Source organism: Pseudomonas sp. AU11447 (assembly GCF_001672555.2).
GTDB lineage: Bacteria > Pseudomonadota > Gammaproteobacteria > Pseudomonadales > Pseudomonadaceae > Pseudomonas > Pseudomonas nitroreducens.
Window position 1 is genome coordinate 1 of sequence record NZ_LZDG02000043.1, and the last position, 14,107, is coordinate 14,107.

The 14,107-nt window shown below is 63.2% G+C and carries 16 protein-coding genes; 1 reads left to right on the forward strand and 15 read right to left on the reverse strand.

Annotated features, from left to right (window positions below; translation table 11 throughout):
- Nucleotides 1-212 precede the first annotated feature (212 nt).
- The 7 genes from A6723_RS13345 to A6723_RS13375 form a co-directional block, all read right to left on the reverse strand.
- The gene (locus A6723_RS13345) at nt 213-1,673 is read right to left on the reverse strand and encodes a hypothetical protein (protein ID WP_064979705.1); all 1,461 of its coding nucleotides are present in this window, start codon (nt 1,671-1,673) and stop codon (nt 213-215) included.
- Between the two features lie 2 nt (nt 1,674-1,675).
- Nucleotides 1,676-1,873 carry a hypothetical protein gene (locus A6723_RS31750; protein WP_139092977.1) on the reverse strand — a complete coding sequence of 66 codons (198 nt, stop codon included), beginning with the start codon at nt 1,871-1,873 and terminating at the stop codon, nt 1,676-1,678.
- A 415-nt stretch (nt 1,874-2,288) separates the two neighbouring features.
- Complete coding sequence (locus A6723_RS13355; protein WP_064979707.1) at nt 2,289-2,789, reverse strand: hypothetical protein; 501 nt, start codon at nt 2,787-2,789, stop codon at nt 2,289-2,291.
- Nucleotides 2,786-3,172 carry a hypothetical protein gene (locus tag A6723_RS13360; protein ID WP_064979708.1) on the reverse strand — a complete coding sequence of 129 codons (387 nt, stop codon included), beginning with the start codon at nt 3,170-3,172 and terminating at the stop codon, nt 2,786-2,788. Before A6723_RS13360 ends, A6723_RS13355 begins: the two co-directional genes overlap by 4 nt.
- 1 nt (nt 3,173) lies before the next feature.
- Nucleotides 3,174-4,928 (reverse strand): hypothetical protein, encoded by a 1,755-nt coding sequence (locus A6723_RS13365; RefSeq protein WP_064979709.1) that lies wholly within the window; start codon nt 4,926-4,928, stop codon nt 3,174-3,176.
- Nucleotides 4,928-5,455, reverse strand: coding sequence for a hypothetical protein (locus A6723_RS13370; RefSeq protein ID WP_064979710.1), 528 nt, complete (start codon nt 5,453-5,455; stop codon nt 4,928-4,930). Before A6723_RS13370 ends, A6723_RS13365 begins: the two co-directional genes overlap by 1 nt.
- A complete protein-coding gene (locus tag A6723_RS13375) occupies nt 5,442-8,699 on the reverse strand; it encodes a phage tail tape measure protein (RefSeq protein WP_064979711.1) in 3,258 nt (1,085 codons plus the stop codon). Before A6723_RS13375 ends, A6723_RS13370 begins: the two co-directional genes overlap by 14 nt.
- Between A6723_RS13375 and A6723_RS32130 the strand changes: the two genes are divergently transcribed.
- Nucleotides 8,698-8,871 (forward strand): hypothetical protein, encoded by a 174-nt coding sequence (locus A6723_RS32130; protein WP_175405547.1) that lies wholly within the window; start codon nt 8,698-8,700, stop codon nt 8,869-8,871. The genes A6723_RS13375 and A6723_RS32130 overlap by 2 nt on opposite strands.
- A gap of 502 nt (nt 8,872-9,373) precedes the next feature.
- Here A6723_RS32130 and A6723_RS13385 read toward each other — a convergent pair.
- Genes A6723_RS13385 through A6723_RS13420 form a run of 8 tightly spaced genes read right to left on the reverse strand, consistent with a single transcriptional unit; the run spans nt 9,374 to nt 14,077 of the window.
- Complete coding sequence (locus A6723_RS13385) at nt 9,374-10,111, reverse strand: hypothetical protein (RefSeq protein ID WP_064979713.1); 738 nt, start codon at nt 10,109-10,111, stop codon at nt 9,374-9,376.
- Nucleotides 10,112-10,114: 3 nt separating this feature from the next.
- A complete protein-coding gene (locus A6723_RS13390; protein WP_024767746.1) occupies nt 10,115-10,309 on the reverse strand; it encodes a hypothetical protein in 195 nt (64 codons plus the stop codon).
- 8 nt (nt 10,310-10,317) lie between these two features.
- Nucleotides 10,318-10,785: a hypothetical protein gene (locus A6723_RS13395; protein ID WP_064979714.1), complete on the reverse strand. Its 468-nt coding sequence runs from the start codon at nt 10,783-10,785 to the stop codon at nt 10,318-10,320.
- The gene (locus tag A6723_RS13400) at nt 10,778-11,221 is read right to left on the reverse strand and encodes a phage virion morphogenesis protein (RefSeq protein ID WP_064979715.1); all 444 of its coding nucleotides are present in this window, start codon (nt 11,219-11,221) and stop codon (nt 10,778-10,780) included. Before A6723_RS13400 ends, A6723_RS13395 begins: the two co-directional genes overlap by 8 nt.
- Nucleotides 11,218-11,628 carry a gp436 family protein gene (locus A6723_RS13405; protein WP_064979716.1) on the reverse strand — a complete coding sequence of 137 codons (411 nt, stop codon included), beginning with the start codon at nt 11,626-11,628 and terminating at the stop codon, nt 11,218-11,220. The genes A6723_RS13400 and A6723_RS13405 overlap by 4 nt, the downstream gene beginning before the upstream one ends.
- Before the next feature lie 5 nt (nt 11,629-11,633).
- Nucleotides 11,634-12,125: an HI1506-related protein gene (locus A6723_RS31755; protein ID WP_139092978.1), complete on the reverse strand. Its 492-nt coding sequence runs from the start codon at nt 12,123-12,125 to the stop codon at nt 11,634-11,636.
- Between the two features lie 12 nt (nt 12,126-12,137).
- Nucleotides 12,138-13,055: a Mu-like prophage major head subunit gpT family protein gene (locus A6723_RS13415; protein WP_064979718.1), complete on the reverse strand. Its 918-nt coding sequence runs from the start codon at nt 13,053-13,055 to the stop codon at nt 12,138-12,140.
- Nucleotides 13,056-13,057: 2 nt separating this feature from the next.
- On the reverse strand, nt 13,058-14,077 hold the full coding sequence (locus tag A6723_RS13420) for a phage protease (RefSeq protein WP_064979719.1): 1,020 nt from the start codon (nt 14,075-14,077) through the stop codon (nt 13,058-13,060).
- Nucleotides 14,078-14,107: the final 30 nt, after the last annotated feature.

A 14,107-nucleotide genomic window follows, 5' to 3' on the forward strand; every position in this document is an offset into this window, starting at 1 on the left:
TCTCGCGACATCCATGTCGCTCAACCCCTGAAACTCCGCTTCAACGAGGCCTCCTGAACGGGGCATTCGGCGTGTGCGGACGTTTCTCTGGAAGGTTTTTAAAAGCCAAAGTGTAAGCGCGCGCCGCTTTTGGTACTGCCTTGCGCGATGCTTGGCACCGCCTTCCGCCGCTGAGGCCGCCCGATGTTTGCGCGACAATTGGCACCGCCGCCTCACACCCACCCGAAGGTCGGCTGATCGAGATGGCGCAGAACCTGATGCGTTAYTGGGTTGAAGCTCGCCAGGTCAAGCCCTGCGCTCTGKCCCTCGGATGTTGTGTAGCTGAATGGCTCGCCGTGAACCCCGCTCGGYGTCAGTGCCGAGGAGTAGTACCGYAGCTCCGGGACAAAGACGGTCGTGACGTTCTCCGGGTATCGCAGCAGGACTTCRACCGCGAGGTTGGAAACCCCCGCGAAGGTCAGCAGAGGGTGGACGCTGCGAAAGCCCCCTGAGGGGTAGGCATACATGGCCGGAATCAAGGCGGSGATAGCGTCGTCTTCTGGCGCTSTGAAATAACCAATCTCGTCAATGCCGCCAGGTGTATCGCTGCTGYCSGCCTGGCTCTGCACCTCCGTTTGGCCGAAYGTCGTRCGCATCGTGCCGCTGTCCACTGTGCGCTCGCCGTTCTCGCCATAAGCTGTAGCGTCGCTGGATAGCTGGGAACTAGCGGACACCGACAAAGAAACGCCGCCGCCAGAGATTTCATAGGTGTAGTCGTAGCTCTCCTGCTTGGAWGATAYGAACACCATGTCAGCGCCGCCCCCTGTCACGGAGGCCGTGCGCGTAACGGTGCCCACCGCGCGGGCGGTAAAGCGCAGAACTTCYGCCTCGCCCGACTCCCCATACCAAGCCCAGTAGTCGGAGGCGATRGAGTAGTCGCACAGGAAYTCCCCTACGCGCGCSCGGCTKATTCCGCCCCTGACAATGGTCCCCGGATCATCYCCAGGGTCGGCTGCAACGGTGAGCCTGCCGCGACAGTCTTTACCACTGGCAAGAATGGTATGGCTGACGCCCAGGTTGTCGAAGGCCCCGGAAAAGCGCACCTCCAGAAGCGCGAGGGTTTCCTGCGCTGACAAGGTAGGTTGGTAGTTGCGATAGAGCCGCAGGATGACTCCTGTGCCATCCGGCCGACGATCAAGCACATCGACCTCCACCCCCGTGACGGGCTGGTCTGGAATGGGAATGTCCAACTCCGTGAAGGTCAACGTCAGTGTGCGCTCGGAGGTGGTCCAGAAGTTCGGAGCGTTCATCACCCCTACGCCGAAACTCATCCTCAACAGCTGAGTCTCGTTGTCAGAGGTTGCTGTGAGGCCAAAGTCGCCTACCTGACCTTCCAGCAGAATGCGACCTGCGTTGATTGCCTGACCGCCATAGGCATACACGGCGCGTCCACCACGAGCAGCGCGAAGAACAGCGGCATTCCACCACTGTTCGTCCGGGTCGTCTGTCTCTACCAGAGAGACTGGCATCCCCATATCCCAGAGGAACGTCCAATGCGTGACGTTCGTGACCGGAACGGTTCGCCCGCTGGGCAACGCCACCCACCCACCCGAGCCGTTCCAGGTGAGAGGGCCATGCCATGGCCAGCCCCACACGGCGATTTCAGGATCAAGCGGYGTRTTCGGGAAGGCCATGATCAGCTCAGCGGCGGCACGCCGACCCACTGGGTCGGACCAGGATCACTGGGAACRACWGTCGCATAAGCCATCGTTGGGTCGCCGCCCTCGGCGGCGTACTCAATACCCTTGAAGGTCAGGCGGATGTCTTGGGTGATGGTGAGCCGCAGGAAGTCTTCGCCGACAGCGGCTGTGACACCTTCCGCCCCGTCGGGCATGGTGATGCCACCAATGGGRTACGGGAACTTTACGTCKAYCCGMGCGGTGACGGAKCGGCCGTTGATGRCCAWAACTTCCAGCACCAGGTCTTCGCGGATCACTGGCGAATCRGGAARCTCAACCACCGMCAGGGCCTGYGTCCCTTCCAGRTCAAAGCCCACGCTCAGGCTGACCAGGCGCGYCATGCGGTCGACTGCCTGAGTGGYGCTGACGTGGTTGATATCGGCATAGAGCCCTTTCGSGYTGCCCTTGACCAGYACCCAGTCTTCCGGSTGCTCGGCAGCGACCGCAAACCACARYGAGCCGGTWGGGTTCTCGTCGGCATCCACCATGATGTAGTGRGCGCCAACGGAGGGYGGTGCSGTGCTGGGCCAGKTGGCGCCGGTTACGACGTGCGTGATGTTTGGCATAGGGTCACTCCTGCATGATCAATGTGTTGCCCTGGCCGTCGACCAGGRTRTTGCCTGCGCCATCGGTCAGCACCGAGGGCGTTGGATCAGGGCCRGGRCCGCCTTGCTCAAGCGCYGCAACACGCTCCGTCAGCGCATTGAGGGCTTGCTGCAAWGCGTCGTTGTTCTGTTGCAGTTGKCCCTGGACCTGCTCGGCAGCGTCCAGGCGGGCCAGCACCTGGTTGAGAGCCCCTGCGGTAATGGTGCAGAACACCCGCGCGCCTTGTGCCCAGCTGCTCTCGACGCCCTCAACTGCGCGCACGATGGCGACGACAGAACCTGTGCGCCTGGCCTTCACGACCTCCCAGCTGGACTGCTCTGCGGGGTCGGCGCTGTTAGTCAGCGTGAGCAGGTAGTCCACGCCCGCTGTGAGCCGCGCGGCGGMCTCGGTACTGATTGGCAGTTGCAGCCCACCGAGTGCCAAAGGGGCCGTCAGGACTGCATCCAAGTTATTGAGGAACCTCATTTCTGCACCCCGTTCTTGAACTCAAAGGCCACAGGCGCGTTGTTCGCGTCGACCATGTGGATTTTCTTGAGGCTCTTCCAGCGTGCCCAGATCAAGCCGTCAGTGGTCGGAACCAGCACCGAGTCGAAGTACTCGCGCGTGGCGGCATCGGGCTCAGTAAGCGGGCTGGCGATACCGCCACTCACTGCCGCAGCAGGCGCCACATAGTCGGCCCGGCTTCGCTGGCCTGCGAGTGCGCCCCGCTGGGGAATCTGCGATAGGCGCCGCTCCTGKGTGTTGCTGTCCTGGATAGCGCGAAGGTCATCGATMAGGGCCTTACCGCTGGCRCGGCGGCTGGCCTCCATTGAGYTGCCGCTAGCGCGGCGGGCATCTGCTGCACTCATGTCAAAGCACCAGGTGGTCGTTGGGGATGCCGACCTGGTAGAGCCCAGCAACCGCGACCTTCCGCTCATCTCGCAGYTCGGCGGGAATCTCCGAGGCGGTGATGGTCATGCGGCGCGGGAACTCTTCCAGGTYGGGGTTGATGTCGTCGTCGCGGTTGTCGTAGTTGCCCGCGAAGCCGTCCAGATCGTCGTCGTAGATCGGACTCTCGTTGCGCATACCAAGCTGTGTGGCCAGGGCTGGGTGGCCAACGTGGGTTGGAGGCGCATCCACCACGGGCTTAGCCGGGACGGTCAGCGGGTCAGACAAGCCGCCGCCGCGCATCATCGCGATGCTCAGGGTGGTGACTGCTGACCCAGCGTCGAAGTCGTACTCGTCTACGATCCGGCGCACCTTGCCGGTGCCTTCGGCCTGGTCGGCTAACTCCAGGGTGTGGATTAGGTCGAGGCCGAGGGCCAGAGACGTCGGCACCTGCCAACTGATCGTGGTTCCCCGCTGCCCGCCGACAATCGTGGCGACGGCGCGACGGATCGAGCATTCCAGAACGGCATCACGCCGGGCGTCATCGCGTAGGTCCTGGACGCCAGAGACAGGGCCGGTGATGGTCTTGCTCTCCCATTCTTCGGCTTTGCTGTCCTCGATCTCGAAGCCCGTACTCTGCCTGCTGACTACCTGCCCCCCGGTCGGGCCGAGGCCCTTCGGACAGGCGATGACAAGGCTGTACTTTTCCGTCACTGACTGAACCCAGCGCCGCGAGCCCGTCCAGTCGGCCCCCAGCAGCAAATCGGGGTAGTCGTTGCGCCACCCCTGGCCATTGCCGCAGGGGTCACCGCTGCTGGGAGGCAGCTTGAAGTAGCTGGGATTAGGCAGCAGCGTCAGCCCGGCACCTTCGGTGGCTTGCTCGATCATTGCGACGTCGGGCAGGTCGGTACTATCCGGCCGCCAGGTGCAGAACCCCTGCACGCCCCCATGACCGCCTGCGCCTGGGTGTGCCCATGCATAGCTTTCGTCTCGCTGCCACAGCCGGGAATAGCGGTACTCCACCTCCAGCTCGACGCGGTTTGTCGCCTGCTGGGTCTTGGCCAGGTCTGTCGACGCGCTCTGATAGATGGTGCTGCCGGGGGCGAATCGGGCCGCAGGTTCCGTCGCATACCAACTGGTAACACGAATCTCACCGGTCGGACTGACATCCATGGATACCGTGCGACTTTCAAGGCGTTCCTGGGCGTAGTCCCAACGGCTGCGGCCGTCAGGCGACTCGAACATGTCGGGCGTCCACCAGCCTCCTGTCAGCGCGTCGATCTGCTCGACCGTCATGTTCTCGACCCGGTACTGGAGCTGATCGCTGCAGGTGATCTTCATCAGCCGGTTAGCGATATCCCAGGACGGCTCGATGGCGTAGCCCGTGAAACGCCGTTCTTGCCTGGTGACACCGCCCGTTTCACTGATGAAGTCGATGACCACCTCTTCGCCGTCCAGGTCCAGCGGAACGTCGGTGCCGTCCGGGTAGAACAAGGAGAAGGTGGCGACCCCTGCCGCGCCTTCCTCCCGGTCAATCTCCATACGCTGGGAGAGCCTGGCCGAGACTTGCACGCCGCCGATAGTCACAGAGACGTCCCAGCGGTAGCCGTAGCCCGGTGGAATCACACCAGGGGCAATGGGGGCCGGGGGCAGAATGACCACCGGGCCACCTGGCTCGGCGGCACGGCGCCAAAGCGTATTGAGCGGCCTGGTGTTGAGCGGCAGGACGTTGAGCATCAGACCTCCTGCGCCTCAAAGGACCAGTCATACATRCCGGTGCCGTTGTCGAACTCGGAGGCAATGCCGTCAGTGAAAACCACCAGGCGAGGCAGCCAGAAGACTCGGTAGCCCGCCGCCCYGGCGACCGCYCCCAGGTGGGCCACGTCGCCCTCAAGCTGCAGCGMCGTTTCGATCCAGGTGTCTCCGACCCTTGCCCAGCCGGTGGGCGAATCATTCGGGCGGCGGCTCGCTGCGGGCGGCAGAGTGAAGATAGKCGTAACCCCCTCCATCGAGCGGGGCTGAACGCAAAGCAGYTCCAGCGGTTCGCTGTAGTCCAGGGCGAACAGGCCGGGGTCGAGGTAGCCRGTGCCACCTACGCTGGTTGCGGTGCGCTGCCAGTGCGTTTGCTTGATGCCGGTTCCGCGTGAAAGGCGGAAGGTACTGCTCCCGCCGATGGGCTCATAGCGCTGCCGGATGGTGCCGGAGTGCGGGACGATTTCGATKCCGCCAAGCACCAGCGGCGTGGGTTTGTTATCGGCGGACATTGGGCTTTCCTAGTTTGATGCGAGCGATCTTCATGTCCTCTTGCATACGGGAGGCCTCGGCGGGTGTTGCCTCCACGGCATAGGAGCCGCCCCACGGCATTTCCAAGGACATCGGTTGCCTCTCTCCCACCCGATCCAGTGAAGGCATTTGCGGGATGTATGGCACCARGTCAGCACGACCAGGCAGCTCGCCGGTACGGTTCATRTGCTCCAGGTTCATTGCYCCRAGGCGTTGTGCTGCTCGGGCCTGCAGCATGTATTCCCCGCGCGAGGCGTTCACTCGGATGCTGTCGCTGGTGTAACTACCAGGTCCATCGATCCAGCCACCCGACGCGCGGTTGACCCCATCGGGCAGGTCCTTGAATACCKTCTTCGCATCCTTCTCGCTGCTGGTGACGTTAGGGTCCACGCCGACGTAGTTGATCGGGATGACCATGTACTTCTTCAGCCGCTCGGCMAGCGCCTGGGCCTGCGTCTCCAACTGCTGGATGCTCTTCTCGTCGCCGTTGAACTCGATGTTCACGCGCTTCATCGCCTCGGCYTTGGCGATGATTTCRTCCATGTCGGCCTTGATGACTGCGAGCCTGGCTTTCTCATTGCCTTCGATGTTSGTCGCGGCCTTGTTGGCGATGGTGCCCAGCTCGTCTGCGATGCCTTCCAGCCCGTAGCCGTTCTCGCCCGCCTCTTTCAGCTCACGCAGAACCTTGGCCGCTTCCCGAGCCTGGCGAAGGGCGCCCTCGTTATCGCCTTTCTGCAGCGATTGGCGAGCCTTCGACTGAAGCGAATAGACATCGCTGAGCGAAGCTTGCCCGGCCGGGGCAGTGCGCATGTCCTTGGCCAGGTCGGCGAACTCTTTGGCCACCGTTTCGCGCTGTTTCTTCGCAGTCTCCAGGCGCTTGGCAGCAGCCTCATACATGCGCATTTCAGTGGCCAGCGCGGTCTGGAGCTTGGCCAGGTTRTCGGYCCTGATTTTGTTCATGTTGTCGGTGTGSCGCTTCTCGGCCGCTTCCTGGGCCTCGGCTGCGGCAGCCTGGTCAGCTGTCATCTGCTGCAGCGCCTCGCGGTACTCGCGAGCACGCTTGGCCGCTGCCAGCGCCTCGTTGCTGACCGGGGCCGTAGGGCCGTCGCGCTTCATGTCGTTGCGACTGGTCAGCTCCGCTTGCTTGCGGTAGTGCTCTTCCGCCAGGCGCAGCGACTCGGCGTAGGCCTTGCGCTGCTCATCGTCCATCCGGGCGAGTGCCTGCGTTGGCTGGATCACCACATCGCCGTACTTGGCCGTTGCCGTGATGGTGTCGTTCAGCGCCTTCTCGTAGTCCAGCTGGCTCTTGGTGAGTTCCTGGTTCTGTTTGTGGAGGTTGTACAGCTCCAGGAGATTGCTGCCGGTCCAGGCGACTAGGCCYAGAGCTAGGGAGCCCTTTGCCACAGATGCCCAGCCGGCGACGGTTTTCAGCGAGGCGATCAGAGTGCCGAGCTGCCCGACAAGGGATGTGATACCAGGGCCTGCACCAGGCAGAGCTGTGAGAGCTGCCTTGAGCATTAGGGCGGGCTCTTTCATCGCGACCATGATCTTGGCACCAGCGAACAAAGCCACGCCCAGTCCAACAATGGATGCAATGGCTACTTGCACTGGCTCTGGAAGTTCAGAGAAAAACTTCAGAATCTTGGCGCCACCATCGAGCAATGGAGAAAACGCCTCGGCCACCTCACCAAGCTGGAGTTTGAATTCCCTCCAAGAGGCATTGAAGCGGTCAAGCTCTGCTTGAGGCGTATTGGACATCTTGCTGTATGCCGCTTCCATCGAGCCGCCAGCCTCGCCCATTGCCGTCACTTCGGCGCGCATTTCCCTGATGTATTGCGTGAGGCTCAGCACTGCGGTGCGTGCCTCTACGTCCGGGATGATCTGCCGCATTGCATCCAGGCCGAGYTTCCGMGACGCGATGTCTTCCAGGGTGGCGGTGAGCCCCTTCCAGGAGATGCCCATCTCAGCCAGTTTCTTCTGCGCGTCCGGTGTCGGCGCGGCGAGGGCGTTGATGGCACCCTTCAAGGCCGTCGTGGCCTGGGGCGTCTTGATCCCCGCAATGGTCATCCGAGCGATTGCTGCCGCGACCTCATCGAAGCCAACGCCAGCGGCTTTGGCCGTGGGCAGCACRTCACCAATGAACTGGGCCAGCTCSGGGAAGGTGGTCACGCCATCCTTGACCGCCAGRAACATTTGGTCGTAGCGGAGCCCAAGGTTCTCGATGCCCTCACCGTAGGCGTTAACGATGGCCAGRCCRCCCGCYGCRGCGGTGCCRGTCTCGGTCATCCCYGCAATGGCCGCCTTGATRGACAGYTCCAGGACCTTGATGCCGTTGTCCTCGGAGACRCCAGACGACAGGATGTCGTTGAGMGCCTCGGCCGACTCGGTGGCATCRCGACCATAGGCGACAGCCAGATCCCGCACGTCCTTGGACATTTCCTTAAGTTSGGGGCGTGTCAGGTTGGTGATSGAGTCGACCGCAGCCATTGCCTGGGCGAACTTGGCGTAGAACTCCAGGAGCTGCTTTCCGCCGTAGAKCAARGCGCCGAGYCCTGCCACYGCCAGGCCGGCCTCGATCTGCACCTGGCGCAGCGAACCTGCCCAGCCRGTAGTCTGCTGGGTCAGYTGTTCGGTTCGTTGCTGCAGGTTGATCTGCGCTTGGGCCAGYTCAACCGTGGAYAGTTGCCCGTCGCGCTGWAGGAGWGCGTACTGCTGCCGGAGYTTCTCAATCTCGGCACGCACCTCGCGATGGGGGCGYACCCCGAGGGCCTGRCGCGCYCCAGCAATCCGCGCCTGCTGGTCKGCMGCAGCGCTGGCTTGTGCCAAATCTKCCGAGAGGCGCTTCTGCTCGTTGCTCAGATAGTTGGTGTCGACACCTGCAGACTTGAGCGAGGCGGASAGYTGGGCGAGCTGCGACTTYTGACCGCTGATCGCTTGCTCAAGCGWTTTKGCCTCWGTCGTGGCSGCGCGATAGGCCATCTGCTGGGCTTTGGTGGGYTTCTCGGAGGCGATCAGCTCRTTRGCCAGGTCGCGGACGCGATCCCKSACGTCRTTGAGCTGCTTGCTRTTCTCGACTAGGCTCGCCTGTAAATCGCGCACGGACGCGATCTGATTCAGTGGGCGCCGCAGCTGCTCCACCAGGGCCGAATAGCCGGCCTTGAACTGCTGCAGTTCGTTGCGGCCCTGACTGGCATCGACACTTACTGAGAGACGGACATCAGTCATGAAGGCTATCTACCTGTTAATAGCGTTGGTTCTTGCATTCACTTTCTTCTCCAGGCAGATCGCAGAGTTCACGGGAGGCTTAGTTGTTGTCCTCCTGTTCGTGCTGTTACTCGTTACGCTGTTCAAGCCGTTGCTCTCTGCCTCGGCGGGAAAGGTGAAGAAGGAGGACTAGCTGCCTGCCTTCATCCGCTCCGCCGCTTCAATCGCCTCATCTACCGCTGACTGCCACGTCCCCCAGGGGTAATCCCACACCCCTGTATGCCCCTGGCGAATCAGGGCACTAGCGTTTCTTTCGAGYCTTCGGAGAGCYTCCCGAGGACTTGTYTCCCCACCTCCACGAYTCGCTCGCGCAGGMCGAAAAAATCCGTGTTCACCTCGCGGGTGGCTTCGAACACCTTGCGCAGYTGGCTGGGCGCCAGGTCRTCCARCTGRTCGACATCGAGGTCAGTCATMAGGGCCAGCTCRGTSAGGCTGATCTCCGGCAGGAGCGYGCTGCTGATCACGTCGCTGCTRTCGCCCTCGGCCATCATCTTGAGMAGGTGGCGAATCTCRCCCACYGTCAGCTCGCGCACTTCCACGCTGATCTCGCCCAGGKGAATGGTCTTAGTCAGRGCCATGCTCATATTCAGGAACTCCAGGAGCCGGCCCCTTTCGGGGCCGGAAGGGTGGAAGGCTTACAGCCAGTCGATGCGGTAGAAGGGCGACTCGCCCACTGGCCGAGAGGTGTCGGCCAGCACTTCACCCTTGGAGAGCAGCTTGCCGGGGTTCTCGGCGTCGATCAGTGCCAGCTCTTCTGCAGGCGGCGCCTTCCAGCGCCAGATCGTCACGACCACCGGGCGACCGCTGTCGGCTTCGTTGAGGCCGTCCAGGACCAGCTTGTACTCGGCGCCGGCTTCCACGATGGGCTCGATGCGRAKCGCCTTGGTGCTGGTGTAGGCGATGGTTGCCGGGGTCGGCTCGGTGATGACCGCGCTGTCTTCCTTCACGCGGAAGCCAGCGGCCGACAGCTCGACCTCGGTGTTAGGGACCGGGGTGCTGCCCTGGGTCTTGGTGATGACCAGGCTTTTGGGGCCGGGGAAGTCAGTCAGGACCAGGCTGCCCGGAATCAGGACGACGGCCTCGCCGGTAACGGTTTCCGGCTCCAGCTCGATGACCTTGCCCTGAGTGACCATGGCCTGGTTCTCTTCGGACCACTCCTGCATCTGCACGGTCAGGTCGACCCCCTCAGGGGTATCGAGCTTGGCCAGGTTGCCGCCACCCACGCGGCGATGCTGTTTCCAGGTGATCGAGCTGGTGCGGTGTGCGATCTTGAATTGCTCGACGTCGCCCAGATCGCGCATCGGTGCGTTCTCGATGCCCAGGCGCTGGGCAGAGACGATGCCAATGCCCTTGAATACCTTGACTCCTGCCATGGGTTACTCCCCCTTCACTCGTTCGCCGACCTTGAAGTGCTCTTCGATCAGCTTTGCGTCGGCCTCGGTCACGGTGATAACCGCGTCCTTGGGGTGCTTGGTGCCGGCATGACGATGCCCATTGTCGTGGGTGATCTTCACCTTCACGTCGGCCGGTTTGGTTTCCCCTGCCGAGGCGGGGGCCTTTTCTACTTTCATGTGTCCTCCTATCGGACTCGGGGGTGTTGAAACTTCACAGGCCASGCCAGTACCCAGGCGGCGCAGTTRCGGCCTTCYAGCGSRGCGTTGTAGAGGTTYGCTGCRCGCACATCCTTGGCGTCGATGCTGTCCATCAGTTCCAGGTCGTGCTTGGTTCCTGGGAGTGCCGCCTGCAGGGGAGTCAGAACGCGCAGCACGTTGCTGGCCCTGGTCCCTGCCTTGCCCTGGTCGCCGGCCAGGCCGACGACAACCACCAGGGCGGTGGCAACCAGCTTCCCTTGGCCGGTCAGGGTGAACTTGAGCCCCTCCAGGGCAATACGGCAGGCCATGGTCCGCGTCGCGTAGCGCTCCAGCTCGGCGGCCACGAATCGACCGCCGTGCAATTGCGTCTCGACCGTCAGGCCGCTGGCCGAGAAAACGCTCTCAGCCCAAACCTTGATGCCATCCAGCACCTGGTCGGCTGTTAACTCACTCATCTGCCAGTTCCTCCAGGTAGTCCTCGATCAGGCCGACCACGTCGTCCAGGTCCACGCCCTCCAGGCCGAGGTATTCCCTTTGCGGAATRCCGCGATCCTCRTCGCCGTACTGGTGAGTGGCGGCATAGACCAGGGGGCTGCCGACTAGAACGCTGTCGCCCATGGTCTGATACGTCATGCTGTTCACCAGGTGGTTCTCGCCCTGGAGCAGGCTTTGCCCGCTGTGCCGCGTTTCGGCGTACTCAGCGGACCACTCCGGCCAGGCCTGGCCCGWTGGGCTGGCCTTGTCCACGGCGATCCGGCGCTGGGTCTGGCTGACGACCTCGGCGCCAATGCCCTCCAGGAGCGGCAGGATGTCCAGCGCGGCCAGGCGGTCGATCCGCCGTGCAAGGCGCTGATCCTCCAGGAGGTTGACGCTGATCGAGGCGCCGCTCACAGCAGCTTCCCGAATCGCTTGGGCTCGGCCTCGAAGTAGGCAAAGCCGCTGCTTTCCTGGTCAGGCGGCGTGGCCAAGCCYAGAGAKGCCTTGCCCTCGGCGACCCGGCGCAGGTAGCCCACCGCGTCCTCGTAGCGCTTGCGCTTCTCKTCAGTGCTGCTGGCGCCGTCCGACGACAWCCGATACATGGCGATGTCGCARCACGGCTGRATAAGGGTGGCCGGCTGCTCCGCCAGCGGTAGCCGGTGCAGCACGCCCACATAAGCGTCGATTTCGGCGCTGGCACCRGCCAGCGCCTCATCGACCACATCGTCATCGAGCACGCCGTCCTGGTCGTCATCAGCGACGACCAGGAGGGCATCCATGCCCCAGCGTTTGATCAGCTCTTCGCGGGWGGCGTARGGCATGACCGTTACTCCTGACCGCCTTCGCTGCCTTCACCTTCCGCAGGTTTCGCGGAAGAGTTGGCATCGTCGRCTGACTGCCCTTCCTGGGCAGCCTCATTGCCTTCCTTGGCGGGCGCCTTGGCACCGCCCTTGCCGCGCGCACTTACCTTGGCGTTCCCTTTTTGTGCGGGCGTTTTCTGCGCTGCTTTCACCTGAGCTTTCGCCGGTTTCTGCGGTGCTGCTGCAGGAGCGGGTGCAGGTTCAGCTGCAGGAGCTGCTGCAGGAACTGGTGTCGGTTCAGACGAGGCACCAGCCGGGACTGCCCCTGGGCCACCAGACGGCTCTCGGTCGTCTTCCAGATCGCCATCCACCAAAGTGACGGTCAGCACCGGGTCGGCCTGGAGTCGCTCCAGCTCGKCCTCGGTGAATCGGTCGGCCKGGTGGTCGGTGRYTTGTCTGGGGTGGGCGACGCCACAGCGCCGGTAGCCGTCCCGAGCAGACTTGATGCGCACGATCATGGCGRYGYCCCCTTAGGCCAGCTCGTTGCATACGAACAGCTCGGCAGTGCCGGCCCATTCGTTGCCGCCGTTCTCRTCCTTGATCAGCAGTTTCCGGGCTGCAGCTTCCAGCTGCGGCGGTACTACYAGGAGGCCGGGGGTRATGTTCAGCGGGCGCCCGCCGTCGGCCTTGAATTGGCCCATGGCTGCACGGGCTTTGCCGTAGAACTCGCCGGTCAGCGGTTGCTGGCTGGCGTAGGCCATCTGCCAGAAGCCGAAWCCWGCRTTGCAGCGRTAGCGGATGCCATGCACGAAYTCGTCGTGATCGAAGACGTGCTCGCTGTTMTCCGGGTTGGTCTTGCTRGTCAGCTCAGGCTTGGTGCGYTCCTGGAAGATGATCGGCTTGATCGCGCGGCTGACGTCCAGGAGATACCAGGTCGGTCCCGGATTCGCKCCGGGAATGTCGACGTTGCTGACMGAGGTCGCCACCCCGGWRCCGTCCACTTCCGGGTAWACCGGGTGATCGGTGTCGAAGAAGTTCTGGCCGTCGTAGCAGGCCGAAGTCATGCCAGCCTTGAGCGCGGCGAAGACCAGGGCGTCGGGGTGATAGGCCGCAGCGCGTGCCATCTCGGTGAACATCGGCATATAGATGCCGGCCTGGTCATCCTCGACCGCAGTGCGCAGGATCGACACCGTGCTYTCGAAMAGCTTGTTGGCKACCTCGTAGCCTTCAGCCGTCATGGCCTTGACTACGCGAGCMCCYACCCAYTCCTTSAGCATGGGGAACTGRCCCAGCCAGGCGTAGAGGTTCGAAGCGCTKACGCTGGGRACCAGSGTSGCAACTTGCTGCCACTTGGCCTTGGTCTGGTTGTCGCTGAGCGCCCGCTGGWAYTCRGCGCGATAGCCYTTGAACAGTGCGGCCARTACGGCCGGCGTGACGGTAGTCGCCATGGTTACTTCACCCCCTTGGTGTTTTCGATGTACTGCTCATCGGTCCAGCCGAAGGCCTTGGCGGCCGCCTGCTCTTCCGCGTTGAGCGCCTTCTTCTCGCCCTGGTGCTCGCCATCGGGCACGACGGGATCGGTTACGGACGGCGCGTTCTTCACGAACTGGCGGAAGCGCTCCAGGCCGCCTTCTTCCTGGCAGGCCGCSAGGTGGTAGTCCTTGGTKGCCGGGGTGATCTTCCCGATCTTGAGGGCGCTCTCGATCTCGGCATTGATCGCGAGGGTCAGCTGGCTTTTCTGATGCTGCTGCAGCTGGTTCTCGGCGTTGAGGGCGCGCTGTTCCAGGGTGTYGTAGTCCTGGCGCGGGACGTARAGGGCCAGGGACGGMGCCTTCTCGCTGTTGGCWGCGGTCTGCAGGGCGACTTTCTTGTCTTCMAGCAGCTTGTTGATGGCTGCCACGGCTTCCTCGTCCGTGGCGGTTTCGGGCAAGCCAAGGGCCGCCAGGATGGCTGCAAGCGCCATATCGGATTCCTCCGGTTGTTGTGAAAGGARARCGGCCTGCTCRGAGTTGAGGGCCTTGGTGAGCAGGTTCGGCTTGTTGACCAGSGCGAAACTGCTGAAGCGGGCGATGCGCCCGGTGYGSTCGTCGAAGGCGAACACYGGGGAGATGTAGCGGTACTCACKCGACTCGATGGCGTTGCGTGCCTTCTGCGTCCACTCCACGCGGGCCTCCACCGCACCACGCTCGTTTACGCGGTACTCACGCGCCCAGCCAGAGGCTTCGGCCTTTTCGCCCTTGGGGGCTTTCAGCTCGGTGGCGTGGTTGTAGTCGAAAGGCAGGTCGCTGCCCTGGCTGTGGGCAACCGTCTCGGCAATGACTTGGCTGGCGTCGTAGGTCCATCGACGACCGTCGCGGCCGCCGATGGTTGGACCAGGAGGAAGAACCTCGACCCACTCGGGCACGTCAGTACCCAGCTCGAAACAGAGCGCGGTGGTGAGGGCGTTATAAAGTGAGGGTCTCGTTTTCATGCCGCCATAGTCGACGGCATGAAGGGGGGA